The 26,313-nt window shown below is 49.5% G+C and carries 28 protein-coding genes; 6 read left to right on the top strand and 22 right to left on the bottom strand.

Annotated features, from left to right (window positions below; all coding sequences use genetic code 11):
• Window positions 1-4: 4 nt before the first annotated feature.
• From rplC to CWC46_RS04660, 10 genes are all read right to left on the bottom strand, one after another.
• On the bottom strand, window positions 5-634 hold the full coding sequence (rplC, locus tag CWC46_RS04710) for a 50S ribosomal protein L3 (protein ID WP_021013350.1): 630 nt from the start codon (window positions 632-634) through the stop codon (window positions 5-7).
• A gap of 32 nt (window positions 635-666) precedes the next feature.
• Window positions 667-978 carry a 30S ribosomal protein S10 gene (rpsJ, locus tag CWC46_RS04705; protein WP_009639175.1) on the bottom strand — a complete coding sequence of 104 codons (312 nt, stop codon included), beginning with the start codon at window positions 976-978 and terminating at the stop codon, window positions 667-669.
• A gap of 589 nt (window positions 979-1,567) precedes the next feature.
• A complete protein-coding gene (gene tuf / locus CWC46_RS04695; protein WP_021013352.1) occupies window positions 1,568-2,752 on the bottom strand; it encodes an elongation factor Tu in 1,185 nt (394 codons plus the stop codon).
• A 68-nt stretch (window positions 2,753-2,820) separates the two neighbouring features.
• Window positions 2,821-4,929, bottom strand: coding sequence for an elongation factor G (gene fusA / locus CWC46_RS04690; RefSeq protein ID WP_021013353.1), 2,109 nt, complete (start codon window positions 4,927-4,929; stop codon window positions 2,821-2,823).
• Window positions 4,930-5,022: 93 nt separating this feature from the next.
• A complete protein-coding gene (gene rpsG / locus CWC46_RS04685) occupies window positions 5,023-5,493 on the bottom strand; it encodes a 30S ribosomal protein S7 (protein WP_021013354.1) in 471 nt (156 codons plus the stop codon).
• A 96-nt stretch (window positions 5,494-5,589) separates the two neighbouring features.
• A complete protein-coding gene (gene rpsL / locus CWC46_RS04680; RefSeq protein ID WP_021013355.1) occupies window positions 5,590-5,964 on the bottom strand; it encodes a 30S ribosomal protein S12 in 375 nt (124 codons plus the stop codon).
• 129 nt (window positions 5,965-6,093) lie between these two features.
• On the bottom strand, window positions 6,094-6,381 hold the full coding sequence (gene tusB, locus CWC46_RS04675) for a sulfurtransferase complex subunit TusB (RefSeq protein WP_021013356.1): 288 nt from the start codon (window positions 6,379-6,381) through the stop codon (window positions 6,094-6,096).
• A gap of 13 nt (window positions 6,382-6,394) precedes the next feature.
• Window positions 6,395-6,754, bottom strand: a complete 360-nt coding sequence (gene tusC / locus CWC46_RS04670; RefSeq protein ID WP_021013357.1) for a sulfurtransferase complex subunit TusC — start codon at window positions 6,752-6,754, stop codon at window positions 6,395-6,397.
• 19 nt (window positions 6,755-6,773) lie between these two features.
• Window positions 6,774-7,163 (bottom strand): sulfurtransferase complex subunit TusD, encoded by a 390-nt coding sequence (tusD, locus tag CWC46_RS04665; RefSeq protein ID WP_021013358.1) that lies wholly within the window; start codon window positions 7,161-7,163, stop codon window positions 6,774-6,776.
• Window positions 7,163-7,885 (bottom strand): helix-turn-helix transcriptional regulator, encoded by a 723-nt coding sequence (locus tag CWC46_RS04660; RefSeq protein ID WP_037380359.1) that lies wholly within the window; start codon window positions 7,883-7,885, stop codon window positions 7,163-7,165. Before CWC46_RS04660 ends, tusD begins: the two co-directional genes overlap by 1 nt.
• A 210-nt stretch (window positions 7,886-8,095) precedes the next feature.
• Here CWC46_RS04660 and eptA point away from each other — a divergent pair, with 210 nt between their 5' ends.
• Genes eptA through pmrB form a run of 3 tightly spaced genes read left to right on the top strand, consistent with a single transcriptional unit; the run spans window position 8,096 to window position 11,495 of the window.
• Entirely contained in the window at window positions 8,096-9,730 is a 1,635-nt protein-coding gene (gene eptA, locus CWC46_RS04655; protein ID WP_037380361.1) for a phosphoethanolamine transferase EptA, read from the top strand.
• Window positions 9,727-10,395 carry a two-component system response regulator PmrA gene (pmrA, locus tag CWC46_RS04650; RefSeq protein ID WP_021013361.1) on the top strand — a complete coding sequence of 223 codons (669 nt, stop codon included), beginning with the start codon at window positions 9,727-9,729 and terminating at the stop codon, window positions 10,393-10,395. The genes eptA and pmrA overlap by 4 nt, the downstream gene beginning before the upstream one ends.
• A complete protein-coding gene (gene pmrB / locus CWC46_RS04645; RefSeq protein WP_021013362.1) occupies window positions 10,392-11,495 on the top strand; it encodes a two-component system sensor histidine kinase PmrB in 1,104 nt (367 codons plus the stop codon). Before pmrA ends, pmrB begins: the two co-directional genes overlap by 4 nt.
• Window positions 11,496-11,520: 25 nt before the next feature.
• Here the strand turns inward: pmrB and CWC46_RS04640 are convergent, their stop codons facing one another.
• Genes CWC46_RS04640 through CWC46_RS04620 form a run of 5 tightly spaced genes read right to left on the bottom strand, consistent with a single transcriptional unit; the run spans window position 11,521 to window position 15,915 of the window.
• Complete coding sequence (locus CWC46_RS04640; RefSeq protein ID WP_021013363.1) at window positions 11,521-12,291, bottom strand: amino acid ABC transporter ATP-binding protein; 771 nt, start codon at window positions 12,289-12,291, stop codon at window positions 11,521-11,523.
• Window positions 12,288-13,256 (bottom strand): amino acid ABC transporter permease, encoded by a 969-nt coding sequence (locus CWC46_RS04635; RefSeq protein ID WP_021013364.1) that lies wholly within the window; start codon window positions 13,254-13,256, stop codon window positions 12,288-12,290. Before CWC46_RS04635 ends, CWC46_RS04640 begins: the two co-directional genes overlap by 4 nt.
• Window positions 13,253-14,137 carry an ABC transporter substrate-binding protein gene (locus CWC46_RS04630; protein WP_021013365.1) on the bottom strand — a complete coding sequence of 295 codons (885 nt, stop codon included), beginning with the start codon at window positions 14,135-14,137 and terminating at the stop codon, window positions 13,253-13,255. The genes CWC46_RS04635 and CWC46_RS04630 overlap by 4 nt, the downstream gene beginning before the upstream one ends.
• 20 nt (window positions 14,138-14,157) lie before the next feature.
• Window positions 14,158-14,952: a deaminated glutathione amidase gene (locus CWC46_RS04625; protein ID WP_021013366.1), complete on the bottom strand. Its 795-nt coding sequence runs from the start codon at window positions 14,950-14,952 to the stop codon at window positions 14,158-14,160.
• A gap of 3 nt (window positions 14,953-14,955) precedes the next feature.
• Complete coding sequence (locus CWC46_RS04620) at window positions 14,956-15,915, bottom strand: substrate-binding domain-containing protein (RefSeq protein WP_021013367.1); 960 nt, start codon at window positions 15,913-15,915, stop codon at window positions 14,956-14,958.
• A 132-nt stretch (window positions 15,916-16,047) separates the two neighbouring features.
• Here CWC46_RS04620 and CWC46_RS04615 point away from each other — a divergent pair, with 132 nt between their 5' ends.
• Complete coding sequence (locus CWC46_RS04615) at window positions 16,048-17,406, top strand: aminotransferase-like domain-containing protein (RefSeq protein ID WP_021013368.1); 1,359 nt, start codon at window positions 16,048-16,050, stop codon at window positions 17,404-17,406.
• 61 nt (window positions 17,407-17,467) lie between these two features.
• On the opposite strand, the gene fkpA is transcribed toward CWC46_RS04615, so the two are convergent.
• Window positions 17,468-18,289, bottom strand: coding sequence for an FKBP-type peptidyl-prolyl cis-trans isomerase (fkpA, locus tag CWC46_RS04610; RefSeq protein ID WP_021013369.1), 822 nt, complete (start codon window positions 18,287-18,289; stop codon window positions 17,468-17,470).
• A 215-nt stretch (window positions 18,290-18,504) separates the two neighbouring features.
• Here fkpA and CWC46_RS04605 point away from each other — a divergent pair, with 215 nt between their 5' ends.
• Window positions 18,505-18,723: a SlyX family protein gene (locus CWC46_RS04605; RefSeq protein WP_021013370.1), complete on the top strand. Its 219-nt coding sequence runs from the start codon at window positions 18,505-18,507 to the stop codon at window positions 18,721-18,723.
• A gap of 39 nt (window positions 18,724-18,762) precedes the next feature.
• Here CWC46_RS04605 and qhpR read toward each other — a convergent pair whose 3' ends face one another.
• Both qhpR and CWC46_RS04595 read right to left on the bottom strand, forming a co-directional pair.
• On the bottom strand, window positions 18,763-19,806 hold the full coding sequence (gene qhpR / locus CWC46_RS04600; protein WP_037380292.1) for an AraC-like transcriptional regulator QhpR: 1,044 nt from the start codon (window positions 19,804-19,806) through the stop codon (window positions 18,763-18,765).
• Between the two features lie 161 nt (window positions 19,807-19,967).
• Window positions 19,968-20,972, bottom strand: coding sequence for a phosphotransferase enzyme family protein (locus tag CWC46_RS04595; protein WP_021013372.1), 1,005 nt, complete (start codon window positions 20,970-20,972; stop codon window positions 19,968-19,970).
• 314 nt (window positions 20,973-21,286) lie between these two features.
• Between CWC46_RS04595 and eat the strand changes: the two genes are divergently transcribed.
• Entirely contained in the window at window positions 21,287-22,654 is a 1,368-nt protein-coding gene (eat, locus tag CWC46_RS04590) for an ethanolamine permease (RefSeq protein WP_021013373.1), read from the top strand.
• A gap of 119 nt (window positions 22,655-22,773) precedes the next feature.
• On the opposite strand, the gene slyD is transcribed toward eat, so the two are convergent.
• From slyD to kefG, 4 genes are all read right to left on the bottom strand, one after another.
• Complete coding sequence (gene slyD, locus CWC46_RS04585) at window positions 22,774-23,364, bottom strand: peptidylprolyl isomerase (RefSeq protein ID WP_021013374.1); 591 nt, start codon at window positions 23,362-23,364, stop codon at window positions 22,774-22,776.
• A 240-nt stretch (window positions 23,365-23,604) separates the two neighbouring features.
• Window positions 23,605-23,811 carry a YheV family putative zinc ribbon protein gene (locus CWC46_RS04580; RefSeq protein ID WP_021013375.1) on the bottom strand — a complete coding sequence of 69 codons (207 nt, stop codon included), beginning with the start codon at window positions 23,809-23,811 and terminating at the stop codon, window positions 23,605-23,607.
• Window positions 23,812-23,829: 18 nt separating this feature from the next.
• Window positions 23,830-25,635, bottom strand: coding sequence for a glutathione-regulated potassium-efflux system protein KefB (gene kefB / locus CWC46_RS04575; protein WP_021013376.1), 1,806 nt, complete (start codon window positions 25,633-25,635; stop codon window positions 23,830-23,832).
• 1 nt (window position 25,636) lies between these two features.
• Window positions 25,637-26,191, bottom strand: a complete 555-nt coding sequence (gene kefG, locus CWC46_RS04570; RefSeq protein ID WP_101377471.1) for a glutathione-regulated potassium-efflux system ancillary protein KefG — start codon at window positions 26,189-26,191, stop codon at window positions 25,637-25,639.
• Window positions 26,192-26,313 lie beyond the last annotated feature (122 nt).

Raw genomic sequence — 26,313 nt, 5'->3', positions numbered from 1 at the left:
GACGTTAAGCCTTGACAGCCGGTTTAACGATCAGGTCGCTGCCGGTTGCTCCCGGAACGGCGCCCTTGACCAGCAGCAGGTTGCGCTCAGCGTCAACACGCACTACATCCAGGCTCTGAACGGTTACACGCTCATTACCCAGTTGGCCTGCCATTTTCTTGCCTTTGAACACTTTGCCCGGAGTCTGATTCTGACCAATAGAACCATGACCACGGTGAGACAAGGAGTTACCATGGGTAGCGTCTTGGGTACGGAAATTCCAGCGCTTAACCGTGCCAGCAAAACCTTTACCTTTAGAAGTACCGGTAACATCAACTTTCTTAACGTCAGCGAAAATTTCAACGCTAATGCTCTGACCTGCAGTGAACTCTTCGCCTTCAGACAGACGGAATTCACGCAGCGTACGGCCAGCTTCAACACCAGCTTTAGCAAAATGACCAGCTTCCGGCTTAGTTACACGGTTAGCTTTTTTAGCGCCGGTAGTGACCTGGACAGCACGGTAACCATCGTTTTCCAGGCTCTTAACCTGGCTCACGCGGTTTGCTTCAATTTCGATTACGGTTACGGGGATAGAAACACCTTCTTCAGTGAAAATGCGCGTCATACCCACTTTTTTACCGACTAAACCAATCATTGTTTCAACCTCTCAATCGCTCAATGACCTGATTAACCCAGGCTGATCTGCACGTCTACACCGGCAGCCAGATCCAGACGCATCAGAGCATCAACGGTTTTCTCGGTTGGCTCAACGATGTCAACCAGACGCTTGTGAGTGCGAATTTCATACTGATCGCGCGCATCTTTGTTAACGTGCGGAGAAATCAGAATGGTAAAGCGCTCTTTGCGGGTCGGCAGCGGGATCGGACCGCGAACTTGAGCGCCAGTGCGCTTAGCAGTCTCGACGATTTCCGCAGTTGATTGATCAATCAGACGATGATCAAACGCTTTCAGGCGGATACGGATTCTTTGGTTCTGCATGAGACCAGAGCTCCAATTATTTTAAACATAAATAATTACTACCCACACCCATTTCGATTGATGGGGGAGTGTAATCGTTCTTCATATAACCCCCATATCGGGGATATTGTTTGACTAGTACTAACAACACTAGTCATCTGATTCAGATCAAACCAGGCTCACCATCTCAGGTAAGCCCGCGCATTATACGTAAATCTGTTCAGGAAGCAACCCGTAGGTAAAAATGATTTGCTATATATCACCCTGCTTTATGTGAATAAGGACAACATATAAATTTAGTCGGGTGATACGAGATATTATTCTCACTTGAGCTGAGTTTGTAGATAATTTTGCATTCTCATATAGGTAATAGATTCTAACTCAGTTTCACGCCAATCGCTGTCCCCTTCTTCGTCTACCAAAACGTCAATCATTAACCCGACTGACATAGTCGCGTACAGAGCCAGAAGAATTGATAACCGTTCAAAGATCACTGACCCCAAGTACAGGTGGGAATCATTCCTATTCAAATTTATCTTCTGATGAGCGCCAATAAAAAAGGGCACCGAAGTGCCCTCATTCTTATTACCACATTAAATGCGATTAAGCATTAAGCGATAACTTTAGCAACAACGCCAGCACCTACTGTACGGCCGCCTTCACGGATAGCAAAACGCAAACCGTCGTCCATTGCGATTGGCGCAATCAGGTTTACTACCATCTTGATGTTGTCGCCCGGCATTACCATCTCTACGCCTTCCGGCAGTTCGATCGTCCCCGTGACATCAGTCGTACGGAAATAGAACTGTGGACGATAGCCTTTGAAGAACGGCGTATGACGGCCTCCTTCATCCTTGCTCAGAATATAAACTTCTGATTCAAACTGCGTATGCGGCTTGATTGAACCCGGTTTAGCCAGTACCTGACCACGTTCCACTTCATCACGCTTGGTACCACGCAGCAGAACACCAACGTTCTCACCCGCACGGCCTTCGTCCAGCAATTTACGGAACATTTCAACACCGGTACACGTGGTTTTCGTGGTGTCTTTGATACCCACGATTTCAACTTCTTCACCCACTTTGATGACGCCGCGTTCTACACGACCCGTCACTACCGTACCGCGACCAGAGATGGAGAATACATCTTCAATCGGCAGCAGGAACGGTCTGTCAATCGCACGTTCAGGTTCTGGAATATAGGTATCCAGGGCTTCCGCCAGCTCAATGATTTTGGCTTCCCACTCAGCGTCGCCTTCCAACGCTTTCAGCGCAGAACCGCGAATTACCGGAGTGTCATCACCCGGGAAATCGTACTGAGACAGCAGCTCACGCACTTCCATCTCTACCAATTCCAGCAGTTCTTCGTCATCAACCATGTCACATTTGTTCAGGAACACGATGATGTACGGAACACCAACCTGACGAGCCAGCAGGATGTGCTCACGGGTCTGAGGCATCGGGCCGTCAGTCGCGGCAACCACCAGGATCGCGCCATCCATCTGGGCAGCACCGGTGATCATGTTTTTCACATAGTCAGCATGCCCTGGGCAGTCAACGTGTGCGTAGTGACGAGTCGGGGTATCATATTCAACATGAGAAGTGTTGATGGTGATACCACGTGCTTTTTCTTCCGGCGCGTTATCGATTTGGTCGAATGCACGAGCCTGGCCACCGTAGGTTTTAGCCAGAACACTTGTGATAGCAGCAGTCAGCGTTGTTTTACCATGGTCAACGTGGCCGATAGTACCGACGTTAAGGTGCGGTTTTGTACGTTCAAATTTTTCTTTAGACACGGCTATATTCCTTACTCAAATGCTCTCCCCTTCTGGAAAGAGCACGGGATCAATGATTTAAACCCGGATTATTTACCACGGGCTTCAATAACGGCTTGAGCAACGTTGTTCGGCGCTTCGCTATACTTCAAGAACTCCATGGAGTAAGAAGCACGACCTTGAGTCTGCGAACGCAGATCAGTAGCATAACCAAACATTTCTGACAACGGTACCTGAGCCCGAACAGTCTTGCCAGTTGCGATATCTTCCATACCTTCAATGATACCACGACGACGGTTCAGGTCCCCGATAACATCACCCATGTAGTCTTCAGGCGTTTCAACTTCAACTTTCATGACCGGCTCCAGCAGAACTGGTTTCGCCTTACCGAATGCTGATTTAAACGCCAGGGAAGCAGCCAGTTTAAACGCCAGTTCGGAAGAGTCGACGTCATGGTAAGAACCGAAATGCAGTCGAACCTTGATATCGACGACTGGATAACCAGCCAAAGGACCCGCTTTAAGCTGTTCCTGGATACCTTTATCAACAGCAGGAATGAACTCTTTAGGGATAGAACCACCAACAATATCGTTGACGAATTCATAACCCACACCACCTGGTTCTAGCGGAGACATGTCAATAACAACATGACCATATTGACCACGACCGCCGGACTGTTTCGCGTGTTTACCTTCAACATCCGTAACAGTTTCACGGATAGTTTCACGGTAAGCAACCTGGGGTTTACCAACGTTTGCGTCTACGTTGAACTCACGACGCATGCGATCAACCAGGATTTCCAGGTGTAATTCACCCATACCGGCAATGATAGTCTGACCAGATTCTTCATCAGTCCACACACGGAAAGAGGGATCCTCTTTTGCCAGACGGCCCAGAGCAATACCCATTTTTTCCTGGTCGGCTTTGGTTTTCGGCTCAACCGCAACAGAAATAACTGGTTCTGGGAACTCCATACGTTCCAGAATAATCGGTGCATCCGGATCACACAGTGTGTCACCAGTGGTAACGTCTTTCAGACCGATAGCAGCCGCGATATCACCCGCGCGAACTTCTTTAATCTCTTCACGTTTGTTGGCATGCATCTGAACGATACGACCCAAACGTTCACGTTGGGCTTTAACAGAGTTCAGTACAGCATCACCGGACTTAACCACACCAGAGTACACGCGGAAGAACGTCAGGTTACCCACAAACGGGTCAGTGGCGATTTTGAACGCCAGTGCTGAAAACGGCTCTTCATCATTAGAATGACGCTCAGCCGGAGTATCTTTACCGTCATCCAGGATGCCATTGATCGCAGGCACATCAGTCGGAGATGGCAGATATTCGATAACTGCATCCAGCATTGCCTGTACGCCCTTGTTCTTGAACGCGGAACCACAGGTAACCAGAATGATTTCGTTATTCAGCACGCGTTGACGCAGTGCTTTCTTGATTTCTTCTTCGGACAGTTCTTCACCACCCAGATATTTGTCCATCAGCTCTTCAGATGCTTCTGCTGCAGACTCAACCAGGTTTTGGTGCCATTCGTTGGCCAATTCAACCATATCAGCCGGAATCTCTTCATAAGTGAAGGTTACACCCTGATCGGTGTCATTCCAGTTGATAGCTTTCATTTTCACCAGGTCAACAACACCCGTGAATTTCTCTTCTGCACCGATCGCCAGTTGCAACGGAACCGGGGTAGCAGCCAAACGAGTTCTGATCTGCTCTACAACGCGCAGAAAATTCGCGCCCATACGGTCCATTTTGTTAACGAACGCAATACGCGGAACTTTGTATTTGTTTGCCTGACGCCATACGGTTTCAGACTGTGGCTGAACACCACCGACAGCACAGTAAACCATTACTGCGCCATCCAGTACACGCATAGAACGTTCTACTTCAATAGTGAAGTCGACATGTCCTGGGGTATCAATGATGTTGATACGGTGCGGTTCAAACTGCTTAGCCATACCAGACCAGAAAGCGGTAGTAGCGGCAGAAGTAATGGTAATACCACGCTCCTGTTCCTGCGCCATCCAATCCATGGTGGCTGCGCCGTCATGAACTTCACCGATTTTATGATTCACACCGGTGTAGAACAGGATACGTTCAGTTGTAGTGGTCTTACCGGCGTCGATGTGTGCACTGATACCGATATTACGATAACGTGCAATAGGTGTTATACGAGCCATTTGTTTCCTCTATATCCTAGGACGTTCGAATTAGTAAACCCAGACGGGTTAGCATTTGAAGCGCCCGCTGGGTTATTAACGTCTACGCAGGAATTACCAGCGGTAGTGAGCGAACGCCTTGTTGGCTTCAGCCATACGGTGAACGTCTTCACGTTTCTTCACAGCAGTACCTTTATTCTCTGCTGCATCAGAAAGTTCGTTCGCCAGGCGAAGAGCCATGGATTTATCACCGCGTTTACGAGCAGCTTCAACGATCCAACGCATTGCCAGAGCATTACGACGAACCGGACGGACTTCAACTGGAACCTGATAGGTAGAACCACCAACGCGACGAGACTTAACTTCGACAGTCGGACGTACGTTGTCCAGTGCAGATTCAAAAGACTCCAGATGATCTTTACCAGAACGCTGAGCCAGGGTTTCCAGCGCGGTATAGACGATTGATTCTGCGGTAGATTTTTTACCGTCTACCATCAGGATATTTACAAATTTGGCCAGTAACTCAGATCCGAATTTCGGATCCGGCAAAATTTTACGTTGACCAATAACGCGACGACGTGGCATGGAAATACTCCGTTGTTAATTCAGGATTGTCCAAAACTCTACGAGTTTAGTTTGACATTTAAGTTAAAACGTTTGGCCTTACTTAACGGAGAACCATTAAGCCTTCGGCTTCTTCACACCGTATTTGGAGCGACTTTGCTTACGGTCTTTAACACCGGAGCAGTCAAGCGCGCCACGAACGGTGTGGTAACGCACACCTGGCAGGTCTTTTACACGACCGCCACGAATCAGGATCACGGAGTGTTCCTGCAGGTTATGACCTTCACCACCAATATAGGAAGTGACTTCAAAACCATTAGTTAAACGAACACGACACACTTTACGCAGTGCAGAGTTCGGTTTTTTCGGAGTGGTGGTATATACACGGGTACATACACCACGTTTCTGCGGGCACGCTTCCAGCGCCGGAACGTTGCTTTTAGCAACCTTCAAGGCGCGCGGTTTGCGAACCAGCTGGTTAATCGTTGCCATTAAAAGCTCCTGGTTTTTGCTTCGTAAACACGTGATAAATCGCCTCATACCAGCCAGAGGCAAAATATGAGGACGCAGAATTTTAGGGCTGGCTGGGTAAGGAGTCAAGAAATATACAAAAATACAGTATTACCAAGCCAGCTGCTGGGAATGCCGAGCTGTTAATTGCACAAATTGAGTATAGCTAATGAGTGTGATTTTGCCTGAAACTTGGTTAGTCAATCCTCGGGCTTCTACATCCTCTTTCAACACATAAATTGGTACGGCTAATACCAACAGGCGCACTAATGCAGCAGCTTCTTCCAGTGATGCAATAACACCATCCTGAAACAGCAGGATTTCGTCTTCTGCACCAACGTTACGTAGCAACGAATCAAAATCCGTTTGATAAGGCGAATGAGAAAGTGTGTGCAGCATGACAATATCTCCGCTAGAAAGTGAGAACGGAATGATAGGTTGATAAGGTTGTGCGAAGTACGTCCGCTGGCAGGATTTCCACATCCAGAATCCAGCCCATGTCTGGCGAAATACCTCGTTGCTGCAACGATGTCTCGCACACATAACAATGCTCGACATCATATAGAGGGAGCACACCAAAGGTGGCAATATAATTACGCATCAGCACTTTTTCGGGCTGCTGATGAGGCAACAATTGAAATACACCATCACCGATAAAGAACACACCGATATTTTCAGTCAGCGCTGACATTGCGAGTAGCGCGTCCAGTCCTTCTCTGCCGGATGCATTGCCGTGAGGCGCATGAGTAAAGACGAAAGCAATACGCTTCATAACCCGCCCCTAACAACTATTAAAACTGGATAACCCGATCGCATATCAGAACCGACTGAGCTAATTCGCCAAGCCCACTTAAATTAAAACCAGGTTGCAGATTTGCCCCTGCCAGATTGAGTTGTTCTGCCTGTTGATTATCAGTAACACCACGCCGCAGCGCCGCCGCCACACAGACGTTTAATGCGACCTGATGTTTCTGTCCGAAACTCTGCCATGCACGCACGAGATCGAATTCATCACTGGCGGGTGACGTGAACTGATTGGCATTCAATACACCTTCACGATAAAAAAAAACGCTGTCCAACTGATGCCCAACCGTCAGCAATGTCTGCGCAAACTGCAATGCACTGCTGGCTTGTTGTGTGCCGTAAGCCGGCCCGGTGACCAATAGGCAGTAGGTCAACATCAACGATCGTGCCCAGTAAAATCACCGCTCTTAAACTGGCGGATATAAAGATAAACAGTATGCTTGGAAATATTCAGCCGATCGGCAACCTGATTAATGGCATCTTTAATATCAAAAATGCCTTTCTCATAAAGGTTAAGAACAATCTGCCGATTTTTGGCGTTGTTGGAAACATTACGGTCGGCATTAACTTCTTCGATGGTAAACTCCAACGTTTGTGCCACCAGGTCATCTACCGACGAAGCGAAATTAACAGAAGAAGCCACTTCTTTGATTTCCGGTGGCATAAATGTCTGCATAATCTGGGAAAAAGGCACATCCAGATTCATATTGATGCACAGTAAACCAATGACACGCTGTTCGCGGTTACGGATCGCGATAGTTACTGACTTCATCAGTACTCCGCTTTTAGCACGGGTGAAATAAGCTTTTGATACGCTACTATCTTCACCCGCCATATCGTGGAGCATCCGCAATGCCAAGTCGGTGATCGGTGAGCCAATTTTCCTGCCGGTATGCTCGCCATTAGCAATACGTACAGCGGAGCACTTCAAATCTTCCAACGAATGCAGCACGATCTCACAGTGTCCACCGATCAGCATCGCCAGACCATCAACCACAGCTTCATATGACTTCAGGATCTCATAATCCGTCGTCATAAACGGACGTTCATCCAGCAAATCAAGGTCATTGGATTCGCCAGTAACGAGCGAACTAGACATGGCAGACACCACCCTCAACGTCATTTATTCATCCTATTCATAGGATACACAGTCTAGCAAACAACCCTTCTGTCGTCCTCGTATTTAACCGACGGGAACTATTTTTTCTTGTACGATTTCGCTTTTCTTAAGGTTGAATTAATTCAACCTCTTTACTGTTACCCTGATATACCTATACATAATTTGGATATACCGTAAGTGATTAATAATATGCTTAAACTCAAGAGACCAAAATGGAACAGTATCACTTACAATATAGTGTTTGCCGCCTTTATCTCCACTGTACAAAACATCGCCTACTATCGACAGATTAGTCACCTTGTCGCGATGTCATCCTGGGTTGATATTCTGTTTGTTCTCACGATGCCGATAGTCATTTTTTCCGTACTGAACATTCTGTTCACATTGTTGGCAATGCCTTACTTGCGCCCACTCGTCGTCGCCTTCTTTCTATTGAGTGGTGCCGCCGTTCAATACTTTATGTTGAGTTATGGCATTATTATTGATCGCACGATGATACAGAATGTTTTTGAGACTACAGCGGCAGAGTCATTTTCTTTAATTACACCACAATACATAATATGGCTTATGTCGCTGGGTGTTTTTCCCGCTTTTTTAGCATTATGGATTAAAATAAAACCCACCAAGCTGACATGGTTTAACATCGGCACGCGTTTCTTTAGTATTGTGCTTTCTCTATTTGCTATTTTACTAATAGCCACATTCTTTTATAAAGACTACGCGTCTTTAATGCGGAATAATAAAGAACTAGTGAAATCACTAACACCCAGCAACATTATTGTCGCGATACACTCTTATTATAAGCATAAGGCAATGGACAATCTGCCATTAATCCAAATCGGCCTGGATGCTCACAAAAAGCCATCGACAGAAACTGCGACGAAAAAGGATCTGGTTATTCTGATCGTGGGGGAAACGTCACGAGCTGAGAATTTCTCATTGGGTGGGTACGCTAAAGAAACCAACCCGTTACTGGCACATGATAATGTTGTCTATTTCGATCATACCAGTTCTTGTGGCACGTCCACCGGGGTTTCTGTGCCATGCATGTTCTCCAATATGCCGCGAACCAGCTATAACGAACAGTTAGCCAGCCATCAGGAAGGTGTGCTGGATATTTTGCAGCATGCGAAAATCAATGTACTGTGGAATGAAAATGACGGTGGCTGCAAAGGTGTCTGTGACCGAGTTCCCAGCAGGGACATTACTGCATTGGATCTCCCCGGCCTATGCACGGGAGGTGTATGCTATGACGAAGCACTGTTTAATGGTCTTGAAGATTACATCAATAACCTGAAAGGTGATGGCATTATCGTATTACATACGATGGGCAGTCATGGTCCGACATATTATAAACGTTACCCTCAGACCTTCAACAAATTCACGCCAGCCTGTGATACCAACCAAATACAGAATTGCTCGCGCGAAGAACTTACCAATACCTATGACAATACGATTCTGCATGTGGATTATATTGTTGATAGAGCGATTAACGAATTAAAAAGGCACCAGGATAAATTTAATACCGCATTGGTTTATCTTTCCGATCACGGAGAGTCATTAGGTGAAAACGGCATCTATTTACACAGTATGCCTTATTCTATTGCCCCTGAGCAGCAAACGCATATACCGATGCTAATGTGGTTATCCAAGGGATATCAGCAGCAATTTGCGATTAAAGACAGTTGCCTGCGCACTAACGCCAAACAGCGTACTTTCTCGCAGGATAATCTCTTTCATACCCTATTGGGAATGTTTGACATCGACACAAAAGAGTACCAATCTCAACTAGATATACTTCAACCGTGTCGGGGCAATTCATGAAATTATTGATTGTTGAAGATGATACATTACTACAAGAAGGATTATTACAAGCGTTGAGCAGTGAAGGTTATGTCTGTGATTGTGCCGGTACAGCAAAAGAAGCCCATGCGCTGATCAGCAGCGCTCACTACAGCCTGGTAATTCTGGATCTAGGCTTACCGGATGAAGACGGATTAACCCTACTCGCGCGCTGGCGTAAAACTAATTACCAGCAACCTGTTTTGATATTGACTGCCAGAGATACGGTATCTGACCGCGTCAGTGGTTTGGATGTCGGGGCTGATGACTATCTGGTCAAGCCCTTTGCATTGACAGAATTGCAGGCGCGGGTACGGGCGCTAATCCGCCGCCATCAAGGTTCCAGTGATAGCCAGATACAGGTCGACAATATTACTCTGGATCTTAATAATCAGCAGGTCACGGTGGATGACAAACCCGTGGTGCTCACCCCCAAAGAGTTCGCCATTCTCTCACGTCTGATTTTAAAAGCGGGCTCTCAAGTACATCGAGAAGTGCTTCATCAGGATATATATAATTGGAACGATGATCCTTCCTCTAATTCTCTGGAAGTGCATATCCATAATCTCCGACAAAAAATCGGGAAAAATCGTATTCGCACACTGCGAGGATTTGGCTATTTATTAACCAAGAGCAGCCAACCATGAATCAACGCAGTCATGATGCTGATGAAAAAACTTCCAGCATGCGATGGCGCCTGATTCTGGCGCTGGGTAGCATTCTATTGGTTTGTCAGTTCATCAGCGTGGCATGGTTATGGCACGAAAGCAAAGAGCAGATTGAACTGCTGGTTGAACAGACATTAACCGCCAAAACACTCCATCGTGATATCGATCAGGAAATTCGCGAAGCCATCGCCTCACTCAGCGTGCCAAGCCTGGTTATGGTAATCGCTTCACTGCTGATGTGCGTTCAGGCGGTAAACTGGATTACCCGCCCACTCTCACGCTTGCAGCAGAATTTGCAAAATCGCACTGCTGAAAACCTTGAACCACTAGAATATGACAGTAACATCACCGAAATAAGAGCCGTTACCAGTAGCCTGAATCAACTCTTTCTGCGACTCAACGAAACACTACGTCGCGACCGGCAATTCACTGCCGATGTAGCGCACGAATTACGAACGCCACTGGCCGGCATCCGTCTGCATCTCGAGTTGCAGGAACAGCATTATCAGATAAATTGCCAACCGCTGATTAACCGCATTGATAAACTGACCAAAACGGTTGAGCATTTACTGCTGTTGGCCCGTACCGGACATGAGTTTGCTTCTGGACACTACCAGACGGTATCGCTGATTGACGATGTCATTTCTCCTACGCTGGAAGAGCTGACAGAAATGGGCGAACAGCGCCACCAAACTCTGGAATGGCAATTGCCAAAAGAAGATATAGTGATAAAAGGGGATGCTACGCTGTTGCAGCTGATGCTGCGTAATCTAGTGGAAAATGCCCATCGTTATAGCCCGGAAAACAGTACGATCACGATTGCCTTGAACCCGTTGGAGAATGATGTAACGGAATTGCTGGTACAGGACCAGGGGCTGGGCATTGATGAAAGTAAGGCTGGCGAGTTGAGCAAAGCCTTCGTCCGCATGGATACTCGTTACGGTGGTATCGGCCTGGGGTTAAGTATTGTCACCCGCATTGCCCAATTGCATCAGGGACAATTCTTTTTGGAGAATTGCTCGCAACACTCTGGCGTGCAGGCCCGGGTGGTATTCAACCATCAGGAAAATATCATCTAACCCACGAACAGGAAGCGAAGCATACTCAGATAAAACGGCTGAGAAATGCCTGAGTTCGTGGGTGTTGTGGGTACGTTAACACCTCTTCAGGCGTCCCCTGCTCCACGACCACACCGCCATCCATGAATACCACCCGGTCTGCCGCCTCACGGGCAAACCCAATCTCATGGGTTACCACGATCATAGTCAACCCTTTCTCTGCCAACGTGCGCATCGTCGCCAGCACTTCTCCCACCAGTTCAGGGTCGAGTGCAGACGTTGGCTCATCAAACAGCATCAGCCTCGGTTTAATCGCCAGTGCCCGAGCTATTGCCACCCGTTGTTGCTGGCCGCCGGAGAGATGGCGTGGCCAGGCATCAGCCTTGTCATTCAATCCTACGGTTGCCAGCAGCTCAGTTGCAAAACGAATGGCTTCCTCTCGAGGATATTTGTGAACCCCGATAGGTGCTTCAATGATATTTTGTAACACCGTCATATGCGGATAGAGATTGAATTGCTGAAATACCATACCGATTTCCTGACGTTGACGCGCAATCTTACGCGGCGACAAGCGGCACAATTTGCCATTTTTCAGCGCAAAACCAATTTGCTGTTCACCCACCATGATAGAGCCGGCGTTCATGTCCTCCAGATGATTGATACAACGCAGGAAAGTGGATTTACCTGAACCTGAAGGTCCCAGGATCACTACAACCTCGCCGGGGAACACATCCAGATCAATACCTTTCAGAACCTCATTATCCCCGTATTTCTTCTGGACATTACGGGCTCGCACCAGAGGTTTTCTGTCATTCATACCTTTTCCTCCTTCGTTAAAGGATGGTTCAGCATGGTTGTCGGGCGTTCGCTGACAGCTCGGCGTTTACCAACGACAACAGTGCGACGCGTACCGCGCGCGTAGTAGCGCTCAATTGCGGACTGCCCCACACTCAGAATGGACGTAATAAGCAGGTACCAGATTACCGCCACCATCAGCATCGGGATGATTTCAAAGGTTCGATTATAGATTGACTGTACCGAGTACAGCAGGTCACCCATAGCGATAACACTCACCAGTGATGTTGCTTTAATCATGCTGATCAATTGGTTAGCTGTCGGTGGGATAATAGAACGCATGGCCTGTGGAATAATGATGCGACGCAACGCTCGTGCGTGGCTCATACCAAACGCTTGTGCGGTTTCGACCTGACCGCCCTCTACCGAAAGCAGACCAGCACGAATAATCTCGGCCATATAGGCGGCTTCATTCAGGGCCAGACCAGCAATCGCCGCTGTCAGTGGCGTAATCAGATCATTGGTATTCCAGCTGACAAATGTTGGACCCGTTAGCGGGATTGTCAGCGAAATGGTGGGAAACAAGGTGGACAGGTTATACCAAAAGATCAACTGGACCAGCAGCGGCGTCCCACGAAAAAACCAGATATATAATGCAGACAGGCCGTTTAACAGCCTATTGTCCGACAGACGAGCAATGGCCAATAGCAGCCCCAGAACGACACCGATAACCATTGAGACCAGCGTCAATCCCAGCGTCACCTCCAGCCCGTCCATCACCGAACTTTCGGTAAACCATTGCAAAACCACGTGCCATTCAAAATTGGGGTTGGTCGCGACTAACCAGAAAAAATCAGCGGCAATCACCAGTACCACAATCCAGGAGACCAGACGCCCGTATGCTGGCGTATTGTGAGCAAAAGCCACATCACGCTGCTGTACGTCGGCCCACTCACTGGTCCGAGAATCCGTGGTGTCTGGTTTCATCTTACCGTCCCTTTTGCCAGATTACGGCCCGGTTCGGCAATCATGTTTCCACCCAGTTTCCATTTTTTCATGATGGCAGCATAAGTACCGTTGTGGAACAACTCGCGGTAGCCGTCCAGGACGACATTACCCAATTTGGAACCTTTAGGTACCACCGTGCCCTGAAAAATATCGCCGAAACCATTTTTCTTACCGATCCCCGCCAGCTCCAATTGCCCATGAGACTGTTCCACGAAATACACCAACGGTGCCTGCGAAGAGAAAAAGGCGTCAGAACGCTTGGAACGCACAGCCAGAATCGAAGAAGGTTGATCGGTGAATGACTGAACCGTAACTGCAGGTTTACCGGCGTCAGTACAGGCCTGTGATTGTTTTCTGATCACTTGCTCAGCGGAACCGCCAGCCATGACGGCAATGCGTTTACCACAGGTATCCCCAAGTCCATTGATTTTTTGTGGGTTACCTTTCTGTACCGCAAACACCACAAATTCCTGTACGAAATCGATAAAATCATTCTCTTTCTGACGACCTGGATAGTCCCCTATCGGACCGATTGCCAGCTGATAACGCCCGGATTTGATGCCGGATAGCAGGCCGGATAAGCCACTCACCGTTGCGTGTTCTATTTTTACGCCCAATAGTTGCCCCAGCGCGGTTCCCAGATCCGCACTGGCGCCTTCCAACGCATTCGGGCCACGGACGATTTCATAAGGTGGAAACGAACCATTGTTCACCGAAAAGAGCTTGCCGGCTTTTTTCACCTCATCCGGCAGACGATCGTGTAGCGCTGGCTGCATCTTCTGAACAGGAATCATATCAGCGGCATGGGCGCAACATACCGCTATCATCCCCAGAACCAGTGCATAGATTTTCTTTCTCATTTATGTTTTCCCCAGTGTTGTTAATGCGTTTTTAACTCAGGCCGAACAAAACGACGATTTTCCAAAACCGGTAAGACATTGCGTGCATAAGCGATACGCTCAGGATCGAGATCAACCAGTACCAATGCCGGGCCCTCGGCCGCTTTGGCTATCGCAACACCCAGCGGATCCACCACCAGACTGTTACCGATGTTGCGCGGGCCACACTCGCCCACTGCCACCATATAGCAGGTGTTTTCCAATGCGCGGGCGGTCACCAGTACCTCCCAATGCATCTCTTTCAGCGGGCCTTTTACCCAGGCAGCCGGCAGTACCAACACATCAGCACCATCCAGTACCAACCGGCGAGCCAGTTCAGGGAAACGCACGTCATAGCAGGTCATCAGGCCGACTTTCATCCCAGCGACACTCACCAGTGGTGGCACAACATTACCGGGTGTCACGCGTTGTGATTCCTGCATAGCGAAAGCATCGTAGAGGTGTAGTTTTTCGTACTGCGCGATTATTTCCCCACGCCGAATGGCGATTAACACGTTCAGTACCCGCTGATGCCCTGTTGGGACATGGACGCTCATCATGGTCGTCATCTCATTGTCCCGGCTGGCTGCCAGCAGCTGACAGAGAAATGGTCCTTCAAGCGATTGCGCCGCTTTCAGCACCAGATCAGGATCAGCGATATCTCGTGCCAGAATGCCTTCCGGCATGACCAAAAGATCGGCCCCAGACTGATACGCTTTCGTCATCAACGCGATACCGGTATTAGCGTTATCCTGCCATTCTCGGCTGACCGAGAACTGCCCCATTGCTACTTTCATTCATTACTCCCCGCTGACTGAGGCCGGAAATAAATCCTCCGGCGTTAATAACAGGGTCGTGATCCCTTGTTGGTATAACTCACGGGCAAAATCAGCGATCATCTTCCTGTTGACGGCAAAACCGCTGTCATTCCAGTTATGAGGTAAATCTCGTGCGGTGTGCCGCAGATCGTCCAGCAACCAGGGTGTGGTGTCGGCGTATTTTTCACGTTTTTGATTCCACACCTTAGCGGAGTGATTGATCACCTGACTCAATGCTTCTGGCAGCCATGGATAAACCTGCGCCAATGCAGGTTTCAGAGCCAGAAGATGAATACCCGGCACGTAACCAACACGGTTAAAATAATCCAGCTCCGCCTGACGAAAGTCAGTTTGTACCTGGCGCAAACCGGAATCCGGCAGGAAGAAACCTTCCGGCATAAAAGGAGTGAATATCGCATCAAGCTCACCCGCTTTTAATAATGTGATCAACGGGCGCTCGCCGGGTGCCGCCTCAATGCGTCCTGGAGACCCAAAACGCCCCAGACGATCAACAATGGGATGATTTTCCGTCAGACGTCCCGCGAACCAATAGACATCACCGATATCGACCCCAACTTCACGCAATAGCGTTCTCGTCCAGGTATTGCCAGAGTCCTGCCAACCAGTAACACCGATCCTCTTGCCTTTCAGCTGTTGCAACATGATGATGGGGCTATCAGTGGTCGTGATGATGCAGCGCTGGCGAAAACCTCGCATCAAGAAATGCGGTAATGCTAGCAGTGACATATCCCCTTGCGCCCTTCCTTGTGCATAGCGGCTGAATGACACTTCGCCTGCGTCGTAGTTTGCACTGGTGGCCAGATCATCCACCAACGTACCAACCCGATGGATCTCAACGCGGAAGCCTTCTGGCTGAATATCGCCAAGCGCCAGCGGCGTGAAATAATCCCAATCCCTGACCGCGAGTCTGATGGTAATCATAATATTTCTCTCGTTTTCCCCGACCAATGCGCAATAAGGTCATTAATTAACCAGTCATTGCTTGAATTTGATACTAGGATGATAATAATATGTGTACAATAATTTATTTGTTACTGAACAAACTATTTTCTTATGACTTCAACGTTGGATGTGAACTGGCTGGCAGAGCATATTGCCGATGTTTCGATAAAAGGAATTATGCAGGCGATAGCGACCCTGATTCGTGAGGGGCAAATCCCGATTGGAACGCAATTGCCAGCGGTACGTAATCTGGCTGAAAAGCTAGGCGTCAGCCCGGCGACGGTATCAGCGGCCTGGGGGCAACTAAAACGGCAGAAAGTGATTGCCGGCAAAGGGCGTAGCGGTGTTTGGGTATGTGGAGACAGAGTGACGCCCAGACCCGTTCGTTTTGAGAAAATCGGCAATTATGGTAGCGCAATCCAGGCCGATCTTTCCATGGCCGTGCCGGATCCGATGTTGCTTCCTGACCTGCGCGACGCCATGCTGCAAGGCATTCGGTCTTCTCAGCTAAACAGCTATCAGCGTGAACCTATCGCGCTACCTTTGTTACTGGCGCTCAAGCCACACTGGCCAGCCTCTGCAGAGGCTTTTCTGGCAACGGATGGTGGTTTTGACGCTATGAATCTGATTGTGCAAACGCTGGTGTCGCCCGGCGATAAAGTGGTGATAGAAGATCCCACCGCCACACGTCTTCTAGACATGCTGGACAATGTTGGTGCCGAGATCATGCCACTGTCCTGTGATGAAAACGGGCCACTTCCTGGGGCGCTGGCCATGTTGATGCAAAAATCGCCGACCCTGTTTATCTATCAGCCCCGGACTCACTCCGCTACGGGCCATACCGTCAGCCAAAGCCGCAGTAAAGCACTGGCCCACGTACTGGCGGATTCCAAAATGTTGGTGGTGGAAGATGATGGCATCGGTGAGTTATCCGCTTGGCCGGTGTGGAGTCTGAGTCGTTACTATCCTGAAAGAACCTTATACGTTCAGTCCTTTTCAAAAGCATATGGTCCGGATTTGCGTCTTGCCGTACTCTCCGGCCCTGAAGTATTGGTCCGACGTATCCAATCATTTCGTAACTTCGGCGCCAGTTGGACCAGTCGAATATTACAGGAAGCCGTTGCCTGGATGCTGAATGACCACGCGACCCAAACGTGCCTGCAACAAGCACGCGTCCTTTATGCAAGCCGACGCCGAATGTTACTGGAAGCGCTGGCACGCCGAGGCCTGATACTGCCGGATCGTGATGGTCTGAGTATCTGTATTCCTGTAGTGTCTGAGCAATTTGCCATGATAACACTAGCAGCCCGCGGCATTGCAGCCCTGCCAGGCGAGCGTTGCCGCAGCGGCAGTGCGCAGTTTATCCGGGTCAGCACATCAATGATGAAAAAGGAGCAGGTAGAAAGCATCGCCGATGCGTTAATTCTCGCCTGTGGTATGGAGCCAGGTGAGCATCAAGCCTGTCTTTGACATAAAAAAACCGCTGGTTTCCCAGCGGCTTATATTTGGATACTGTTGTGGAATTACATTGTTACTTCGCGCTTTTCTTGGCCTCGTCACCGGCCGGTTTTCCCGCCTTGGCGCTATCTGCCGCTTTGGTTTCCGCGTCTGATTTGACATCCAGTAATTCAACATCAAACACCAGTGTAGAGTTGGGTGGGATCCCTGGAACACCGGTTTCACCGTAGGCTAATGCCGGCGGAATAACCAGCTCGATTTTACCACCTTTCTTCACGTGCTTCAGACCTTCAGTCCAACCGGGGATAACACCATCCAGACGGAAAGAAAGCGGTTCGCCGCGCTTGTAAGAATTATCGAACTCAGTACCATCTACCAACGTACCTTTATAATTCACTACTACCGTATCACTGTCTTTCGGTACAGCACCGGTGCCTTCTTTATCTACTTTATAAAGCAGACCAGACTTGGTCTTCTTCACGCCTTTTTCTTTGGCGAAAGCATCACGGTATTTCGTCCCTTTATCAGCGTTTTCTTTAGCATCCTGCTTCATTTTCGCCTGAGAAGCTGCTTTTACCCGGCCTTCAAACGATTGCAATGTTTTTTCGATCTCTTCGTCAGACAGTTTGCTCTTATCAGCAAATGCATCCTGAACACCTTGAATCAGCTGTTCCTTATCCAGCTTTATACCCAATTTTTCTTGTTCTTTCAGGGAGTTGTCCATGTAACGCCCTAAGGATGCACCTAATGCATACGCCGCAGCCTGATCATCATTATTGAATTTTGCTGTTGCATTATTATCCGTCGCTTTCGCAGTATCCGCAGCCATGACACCTGCATTCAAAGCCAGTGCCATTGTGGTTGCTAACAGCGTTACTTTAAACAGTGATTTCATCCATCTCTCCAGAATCTGGAGCGACATGCCCCAGCGATCGTTAAAAAGTCGGTCACTACTATAACCGTGCGCACGAAGGCAACACAACGATGTGCGCAACAATACATTAAGAAAAATAACTTACCCGGTAATTGCGCCTTAATCAGACTGTTTTTACTACCAGAAGTTTCCGCTTTCTGACAAACTCTACGGACATCGCTTGGAGAGGAGAGAAAATGTCACCGCAATGGCTTGAACAACGACTTGAACAATTGGAAAGCCGGATCTCGTTTCAGGAAGTCACAATTGAGGAACTGAACCAGACGGTAGTGCAGCATGAGTTAGAGATGGTAAAACTGCGTGAGCAACTGCGCTTATTAACTGAACGGTTACGGACACAGCAGACATCGCTGCTTGCTCCCGTGTCTGAAGAAACACCACCACCACATTATTAACCGCACTTAATTCTATTGTGTCATTGGCAGTAAGGTGTCTCACGCTTTACGCCATTGTCGGGGGCTGATCCCGAACCAGCGCCGGAAAGCCCGGGAAAATGCACTGACTTCCGAATACCCCAGCAAAAATGCCATCTCAGAAATTGAGAGCTGACGTTGCTGCAAATAGTGGGTTGCCATCTCACAACGGACTTTTTCAACCAGCGTCGTATAATTAATACCTTCATCTTTTAAACGCCGCTGCAATGACCAACTAGACAGACCTATCTTGTCCGCCACCTCATCCAGAACAGGTTCTCCCTGTGGCAACATATGCCGTACCTGGGTACGAGCCAAATCCACCACGCTTTGCGGATGTATATCACTGTTTAAACGACGGATGGCATCCTGAACAACCAGCAACAGTAGCGGATCGCTATCCGGCATTGAACGAACCACATCCCGTTTGGGTATAAGCAGTGAATTGAACGGCTGGTCAAAATAGACCGGTGCATCAAAAACCTTACAGTGTTCATGCCATTGCTCCGGACGGGGATGCTCAAAATGAACTTCACGCGGTGCCCAGTTTCTACCCGCAGCATGACGAATCAGGTTCAGGATCATCCCCAGGGTCAGTTCCGCATCCTGCCGGCAGTGCAGGATGGCGCCATGGCGAACCTGATAGTCAAAACGCCAGCAATCTCCTTTATCAACCAACCGCACCAGTGTGTCATGCTGGTGAAAAGGGAAAGCATTCACTACGTTGTGCAACGCTTGCTCAAGTGTTGCACTGCACAATCCAACATACCCTACCAACCCTAAAGACTGAGGCTTGAACTGTCGACCATAATGCAGACCGAAATTGTCACAGTCAGAATAACGGGCCGCTTCTTCAAGCACCCGGCAATAATTGACCAACCCGACGCTCAGTGTCGGGCAAGACAGATGTTCGGGATTGATACCGCTGATTCCCAGGATACGATCAGCGTCCCCCCCTTTATCACAGATGAACTGGCCCAACCCGGATGCTGCCGCAGCTAATACCCCCCGGTGCCCTACCTGCGTTTCGGTGATCGGCGGAAGTCGAAAAAGTGGCATTTCCATTATCCTTACCCCGTAAGTGATCCGTTAAAGCAGAGGTAAGCCAGCAATTTTCATACCAGATAGAAAACGCACAATCAGACAGGTTTTTGTAGAAAAAAGCACCACCACGATACAGAGAGTGCGCGTCACTGGTGCAAAACGTCCACAGGTGTGACGATGAACTAATCACACCCGACCGGCAGTGATGCTTTTTCCAGATAACGTCGGCACAACCGCACACTGTGGTCACTCCAGTTATCACCCAAACTTTTCGCCTGCTCGGTCTGTGCATGAGAGCCAGCCCAGGCCATCAGTTGTATACGCCGCTGGATCAATAACGCCGGAATGACTGCCATATCAGCGTCAGTGAGAGGGCAGATCCGTTGATAGCCACGCAACCAGCCTGCTACCCAGGCGTCAGCACGGGGATGATGCTCGACAAAACTGATTGCTGCGGCCAGGTCATGCAGATACCAGCCGAAACCACAGTCATCAAAATCAATGACCCGAGTTTCCCCTTTAAACATCAACAGGTTGGTTAATCGCAGGTCGGCATGAATCAGCCCATAACGCTGGCTATCTTTGCCATAAGCATCCAACGCTTCTCCTACCTGATGCAGCGTTTCCTCGATAACCGTATGATCTGTAGCCTGTAAGCGGGGAGCATCCTGCCAACGTCCCCAATGACCATCTGAGCCGACCATCGTCTGGTGATCCCAGACGATGCGCCTGAATTGTGCGGGTTGTTGCCAGTTTCTGCTGTGTTGATGCAAACGGGCGGTAATCATCCCCAACTGCTCAAAAGCCCGAGCATCCACTTCCGTGGTCGGCATTTCGCCCTCAATCCAGTGAAACAGCACCACATGCCGCGGTGTCCCATCTGCCAGTATCACGGTTTGTACAACATCGCCATCCACTCCGCCCAGTGCCTGCGGCACAGCGATACCCTCAGCACTCAACGCCGACAGCCAGGCGAGTTCGCAAGCAATTTCATCACGCTGGTGATAATTCTCTCGATGAATGCGCATGGCATAGCGTTTTCCTCCAGCATCAAGCCGGTAGGTCGCATTTTCCGAACGGCACAATAACGTCAACTTCCCCTGTAGCGATGGGGCATAGCGTTTCATTGCCACCTCGGCTAAATGGCTCATCGCCACGTCATCAAGCGTATCATATTGTTTTGCCATATTTTTCTCTCGCAAAGAGTAGTGTCCTGAGTAGTATTCAGGATGTAATCACTCTCTTTTCGATGCTTGACGTAAAAACGGCATTAGTTGACTACACATGACAACAGCAGGCATTTCTCTGTGCCACTTGACTGTAAAGCGCAAAAATCACTGCCTTGGTGTCAAGTATCCCTTCATCTGACAGCGGCATTATCGACAACATGCGGACTCATCGGGCATGTTCCGTCGCAGAAAAAAATACAACGCTTTATCGAGTCACTCGTTGTGAAAACGCCGTCTGTTTTCATCCTGAATTTGTTAGATGGGAGAGAGTCATGACAACGCAGCTAAAACCCACCCTGGGAGCCCTCCATTTGTGGGGGATCGCAGTCGGACTGGTCATTTCCGGCGAATATTTCGGCTGGAGCTATGGCTGGGGAGTGGCAGGCACGATGGGATTTTTGATCACCTCACTGCTTATTGCCGCTATGTATACCTGTTTTATTTTTAGTTTCACCGAACTGACCACCGCCATTCCCCATGCTGGTGGACCATTTGCCTACAGCCGTCGGGCGTTTGGTGAAACTGGTGGACTGATTGCTGGTATGGCCACACTGATCGAATTTGTGTTTGCACCGCCGGCCATCGCTATGGCGATCGGCGCTTATCTCAATGTCCAATACCCTGAACTTGATCCGCGTTATGCGGCTACCGGGGCCTACCTTATCTTTATGACACTGAATATTCTGGGGGTGAAACTTGCCGCCATGTTCGAGTTGTTAGTGACATTGCTGGCCGTAGCGGAATTACTGGTATTTATGGGGGTCGTCGCACCAGGGTTTAGTGTCAGCCACTTCGTCGCCAACGGCTGGGCAGGTAGTGATCACTTCAGCATGTCGTCTGTTTCCGGAATCTTCGCTGCCATTCCTTTCGCCATCTGGTTCTTTCTGGCGATTGAAGGAGCGGCCATGGCCGCCGAAGAAGCCAAAGATCCCAAAAGAACCATTCCTAAGGCCTATATCACCGGCATTATAACGCTGGTCGTGCTGGCACTGGGCGTGATGTTCCTTGCCGGTGGCGTAGGTGACTGGAGAACGTTGTCCAATATCAACGATCCGCTGCCGCAGGCGATGAAAATTGTCGTGGGTGAGCACTCAGGCTGGATGCATATGCTAGTCTGGATCGGGCTGTTCGGACTGATCGCCAGCTTCCACGGTATCATTCTGGGTTATTCCCGCCAGTTCTTTGCACTGGCACGAGCCGGTTATCTGCCCACTGGGTTGGCAAAACTCTCCCGCTTCCAGACGCCGCACCGAGCGATCATCACTGGCGGGATCATCGGTATTGCCGCTATCTTCAGCGATGGCTGGATTAACCTGCAAGGCATGAGCCTGACGGCGGCGATGATCACTATGGCAGTATTCGGTGCCATCGTGATGTACATCATGAGTATGCTAAGTCTGTTCCGGCTGCGCCGCAGCGCACCAGAGCTGGAACGCACCTTCCGTGCGCCTGGCTACCCCATCGTGCCAGCTATTGCACTGGTACTGGCGCTGGTCTGCCTGATCGCCATGCTGTGGTTCAATCCGCTGATTGGCGGGATCTTCATTGTCTTTATGCTGGCGGGTTACAGCTATTTCCTGGTGACCAAAACCCAGCGAAACAACGCACCGCAAGATGTACTGCTGATGGGAGAAGAATAACCGGTTACCGAGCGTCAAATAGAAAAGGCCGCATATGCGGCCTTTTCTATCAATGGGTTATCAGATTAGTTCCCCGTTCTCACCGGGATAGCAAATCCAGTAGCCTTTTTATCGCAGGATTAGTGGCAACCGCAACCGCCATGACCGCCACAATCACCTTTACCATGTTCATGGTCGTGACCACCGCAGCAACCTTCATGATCATGATCGTGACCGCCACAGCAGCCTTCGTGCTCGTGATCATGCTCACCGTGCACATGGCCGTGCGCCAGTTCTTCTTCCGTAGCTTCGCGGATGGCAACCACTTCCACGTTAAAGTTCAGGTTCTGACCTGCCAGCATATGATTGCCGTCAACCACAACGTGCTCATCTTGAACTTCAGTAATTTCTACCGGTACCGGACCCTGATCGGTTTCTGCCAGAAAACGCATGCCGACTTCAAGTTCATCCACACCCATAAATACATCTTTAGGAACGCGCTGTATCAGATTTTCGTCATAGTTACCGTAGGCATCGTTAGCCCCTACGTTAACGTCAAATCGCTCACCCACATCACGTCCTTCCAACGCTTTTTCCAGACCGGAAATCAGCGAACCGTGGCCATGCAGGTAGTCCAGCGGTGCACTCACCGGAGACTCATCAACTAATACACCGTCTTCTGTACGCACCTGATAGGCCAGGCTGACCACCACGTCTTTTGCTACTTTCATGATATCTCCTACCGTTGGAAATCAATTTTGCGCAAATTGTAGCTGAAAAAAATCTCCATGTACTGCCTGAGATAAAAAATCACAGCAACCAGCGTGGAATCTACCGCTCAAGGGCTACTTCTCACGTTATTCTGCACCAAAACAGGGCCGACTACCGATATACGACGCTTTCGATCAAGCTCGCGTATTTTCACTATTTGCTCACCTGACCGGGCAGTATTAACGTACCGAGAACCTATTTTATTCGGGGTGGAAAATGCCAATGATCTGTTTCTCGTCGGGGCGCGTTATCGCCTTCAACGGCTCCTCAGACTGACGCTGATGATAACCACATTTTACACAGCTCACGACGTCGGTCTCATCTTCCCGACCAACGGCCAGCGTATCCTGCGAATGACATTGTGGGCAAACCGCCCCAGCAATAAAACGTTTACGCATAGTTGCCATGATTATTTCCAACCTTGATTAAAACTCGTTCCAGTCATCGGGGCGTCGACGCTCACGTTGCATTTCACGGTAGAAGATATCCTCCAGTTCACGACGTGCTTCCTTAATACGAGATGCCTGAGCTACATCCCCCTGGCGCTGTGGCATCAATTCCCGCAACATTCGCATATCCAGCCGCCGGAAATGCTGCTGCGCCCGAAGAGCCTGATGTGGATGCATACCCAACGTAATAAGCGTTTTCCTACCCAGTTCCAGCGCGCTGGAAAATGTTTCACGGGAGAAGTGTGTCACGCCTGCCTGCATTAATTCATGTGCTTCCACTCGGCCACGGGCACGGGCCAGTATTTCCAGGTCAGGAAAATGCTGCTGACATAGGTTCACAATTGCCATCGTATCTTCCGGCCCGTTACAGGTAATCACGATGGATTGCGCCCTCCCTGCACCGGCGGCACGCAGCAGCTCCAGATCGGCAGCATCGCCATAGTACACTTTATAGCCAAACGATCTCATCAGACTCACTGCACTGATATCGCGCTCCAGCACAGTAATTCGCATTTGGTTGGCCATCAGCAAACGGCCGATCACCTGCCCGAAACGCCCGAATCCCACGACAATCACTTGCGGCTCGTCATCGTCCACATAGGGTTTTTCATCCGGCTCGTCACGCACATTAAAACGACGCACCAGAATACGGTCTATCAACTGCATCAATAAAGGCGTCAGCATCATCGACAGTGTTACCGTCACCAATAGCAGCGGTAACTGATTGCCTTTAAACATCTGGTGAGCCGCCGCGGCAGAAAACAGCACAAAAGCGAACTCGCCGCCTTGGCTGAGAACACCGGCAAACTGCAACCGTTCCGAGGATCGCAGCCCATAAATCCGGGCCAGAAGATAGAGCACCAGCGTTTTTACTGCCACCAGAACCACCACACCGATTAATACGTCGATGATATGGTCGTAGAGCACCCCCAAATTGAGTGACATCCCCACTGAAATAAAAAACAGACCGAGCAACAACCCTTTAAATGGTTCAATAGCGCTTTCCAGCTCATGTCGGTATTCGCTTTCAGCCAGTAGCACGCCGGCGATAAATGTCCCCAACGCCATCGATAGCCCGAGCGCCTCCATAAACAGCGCAGAGCCTAGCACCAGCAACAGTGCTGCCGCGGTAAACACTTCTCTGACACCGGAAGCCGCAATAAAGCGGAATAACGGCCTGATCAAATAGCGGCCACCGATCAACATGCCCGCAAACGCCACGACTTTCATCCCGACCTGATGCCAATTCCCGATCTCGCCCTGCACTCCCGCCAGGAGCGGAATCAATGCCAACACAGGGATCACCGCCAGATCCTGAAACAACAACACAGAAAATCCGAGTTGCCCGGCTTCATTGCGATTCATGGCTTTTTCTCGCATCAGTTGCAACGCGATTGCCGTGGATGACATCGCCAGACCAATACCGCCAATCAGCGCGGACTTCCAGGGAAATGCGCTTAAATACAGTGCGCCGCCGAGAATGGCCGCACTGAACAACACTTGCGCGGCACCGATACCAAAAATAGAACGACGCAGCTTCCAGAGTTTGGCCGGATTTAGTTCCAGTCCAATGATAAACATCAGAAATACCACGCCAAGCTCGGAAAAATGCAGGATGGCATCCACACCACGGATAAAACCCAATCCCCACGGGCCGATGGCGATACCGGCGATAAGATAACCCAGCACCGCGCCAATCCCCATCCGGGCGGCGATAGGCACCATCAATACCGCAACAAACAGAAACAATACGCTAGCACTTAATACGGAGGAACTTTCCATGCTACTGCTCTCCGGTAGTCAGCGGTGAACTCAGCCATTTTTCATACAACCGGGCATGACTGAGCAATACGTGGCGCGGCAAACGCCGCGCCCAGTAAATAACCATCGGTTCCATCCAACGCATATGACACATTGCCGCTGTCATTTCGAACGGCCGTAATACGTCAGACATATAAAAACGATTGATCCCACCGGGTTGGTATGCCTCCAGCGGTTCACCGGTGGTCACCACCGAGCGCCAATATTTTCCGGCCAGCGCATTACCGCCAATACCATTGGCAAAACCGCGGCACAACACGCGATCCTGCCACTCTTTCAATAACGCCGGACAACTATAAGTGTAGAGTGGATGCTGAAACACAATGATCTGATGTTCGCGTAACAGCTGTTGTTCATGGTGAATATCAATGAAAAAGTCAGGATAGTGTGCGTAAAGATCATGCACGGTGACATGCCCCAGATACTGGGCCGACTCCAATAGTAGCTTATTCGCTACTGAGTCCTGTGATTCCGGATGGGCAAACAGCAGCAAAATCTTCGGTGGCTGCGACATCATTCCCCTCCAAAACGTCGTCATAGTGGGTATTTTCCGCTACCATGCAGCGCAGCGGTGACAAGCAGGACACAACAGTCCTGAACCAGATCCATAATTTAACATATTCTAACTATTTGGCGCGT

The sequence above is a fragment of the Prodigiosinella confusarubida genome, from assembly GCF_002847015.1.
In the GTDB taxonomy this organism is placed as follows: Bacteria; Pseudomonadota; Gammaproteobacteria; order Enterobacterales; family Enterobacteriaceae; genus Prodigiosinella; species Prodigiosinella aquatilis.
Note: the sequence above shows the minus strand (reverse complement) of the source record. Positions and strands in the feature narration are given on the sequence as shown.

What these genes read in the sequence shown, in the direction of transcription:
- qhpR (WP_037380292.1), bottom strand. Translation starts at nt 19,806, where the DNA reads ATGGAAATGCCACTTTTTCGACTTCCGCCGATCACCGAAACGCAGGTA.
- CWC46_RS04615 (WP_021013368.1), top strand. Translation starts at nt 16,048, where the DNA reads ATGACTTCAACGTTGGATGTGAACTGGCTGGCAGAGCATATTGCCGAT.
- CWC46_RS04605 (WP_021013370.1), top strand. Translation starts at nt 18,505, where the DNA reads ATGTCACCGCAATGGCTTGAACAACGACTTGAACAATTGGAAAGCCGG.
- rpsL (WP_021013355.1), bottom strand. Translation starts at nt 5,964, where the DNA reads ATGGCAACGATTAACCAGCTGGTTCGCAAACCGCGCGCCTTGAAGGTT.
- rplC (WP_021013350.1), bottom strand. Translation starts at nt 634, where the DNA reads ATGATTGGTTTAGTCGGTAAAAAAGTGGGTATGACGCGCATTTTCACT.
- pmrB (WP_021013362.1), top strand. Translation starts at nt 10,392, where the DNA reads ATGAATCAACGCAGTCATGATGCTGATGAAAAAACTTCCAGCATGCGA.
- fusA (WP_021013353.1), bottom strand. Translation starts at nt 4,929, where the DNA reads ATGGCTCGTATAACACCTATTGCACGTTATCGTAATATCGGTATCAGT.
- CWC46_RS04620 (WP_021013367.1), bottom strand. Translation starts at nt 15,915, where the DNA reads ATGATTACCATCAGACTCGCGGTCAGGGATTGGGATTATTTCACGCCG.
- rpsJ (WP_009639175.1), bottom strand. Translation starts at nt 978, where the DNA reads ATGCAGAACCAAAGAATCCGTATCCGCCTGAAAGCGTTTGATCATCGT.
- slyD (WP_021013374.1), bottom strand. Translation starts at nt 23,364, where the DNA reads ATGAAAGTAGCAAAAGACGTGGTGGTCAGCCTGGCCTATCAGGTGCGT.
- pmrA (WP_021013361.1), top strand. Translation starts at nt 9,727, where the DNA reads ATGAAATTATTGATTGTTGAAGATGATACATTACTACAAGAAGGATTA.
- CWC46_RS04635 (WP_021013364.1), bottom strand. Translation starts at nt 13,256, where the DNA reads ATGAAACCAGACACCACGGATTCTCGGACCAGTGAGTGGGCCGACGTA.
- tusD (WP_021013358.1), bottom strand. Translation starts at nt 7,163, where the DNA reads ATGTTGACCTACTGCCTATTGGTCACCGGGCCGGCTTACGGCACACAA.
- eptA (WP_037380361.1), top strand. Translation starts at nt 8,096, where the DNA reads ATGCTTAAACTCAAGAGACCAAAATGGAACAGTATCACTTACAATATA.
- fkpA (WP_021013369.1), bottom strand. Translation starts at nt 18,289, where the DNA reads ATGAAATCACTGTTTAAAGTAACGCTGTTAGCAACCACAATGGCACTG.
- rpsG (WP_021013354.1), bottom strand. Translation starts at nt 5,493, where the DNA reads ATGCCACGTCGTCGCGTTATTGGTCAACGTAAAATTTTGCCGGATCCG.
- CWC46_RS04630 (WP_021013365.1), bottom strand. Translation starts at nt 14,137, where the DNA reads ATGAGAAAGAAAATCTATGCACTGGTTCTGGGGATGATAGCGGTATGT.
- eat (WP_021013373.1), top strand. Translation starts at nt 21,287, where the DNA reads ATGACAACGCAGCTAAAACCCACCCTGGGAGCCCTCCATTTGTGGGGG.
- CWC46_RS04580 (WP_021013375.1), bottom strand. Translation starts at nt 23,811, where the DNA reads ATGGCAACTATGCGTAAACGTTTTATTGCTGGGGCGGTTTGCCCACAA.
- tusC (WP_021013357.1), bottom strand. Translation starts at nt 6,754, where the DNA reads ATGAAGCGTATTGCTTTCGTCTTTACTCATGCGCCTCACGGCAATGCA.
- tusB (WP_021013356.1), bottom strand. Translation starts at nt 6,381, where the DNA reads ATGCTGCACACACTTTCTCATTCGCCTTATCAAACGGATTTTGATTCG.
- kefB (WP_021013376.1), bottom strand. Translation starts at nt 25,635, where the DNA reads ATGGAAAGTTCCTCCGTATTAAGTGCTAGCGTATTGTTTCTGTTTGTT.
- CWC46_RS04640 (WP_021013363.1), bottom strand. Translation starts at nt 12,291, where the DNA reads ATGAATGACAGAAAACCTCTGGTGCGAGCCCGTAATGTCCAGAAGAAA.
- kefG (WP_101377471.1), bottom strand. Translation starts at nt 26,191, where the DNA reads ATGATGTCGCAGCCACCGAAGATTTTGCTGCTGTTTGCCCATCCGGAA.
- CWC46_RS04625 (WP_021013366.1), bottom strand. Translation starts at nt 14,952, where the DNA reads ATGAAAGTAGCAATGGGGCAGTTCTCGGTCAGCCGAGAATGGCAGGAT.
- CWC46_RS04595 (WP_021013372.1), bottom strand. Translation starts at nt 20,972, where the DNA reads ATGGCAAAACAATATGATACGCTTGATGACGTGGCGATGAGCCATTTA.
- CWC46_RS04660 (WP_037380359.1), bottom strand. Translation starts at nt 7,885, where the DNA reads ATGTCTAGTTCGCTCGTTACTGGCGAATCCAATGACCTTGATTTGCTG.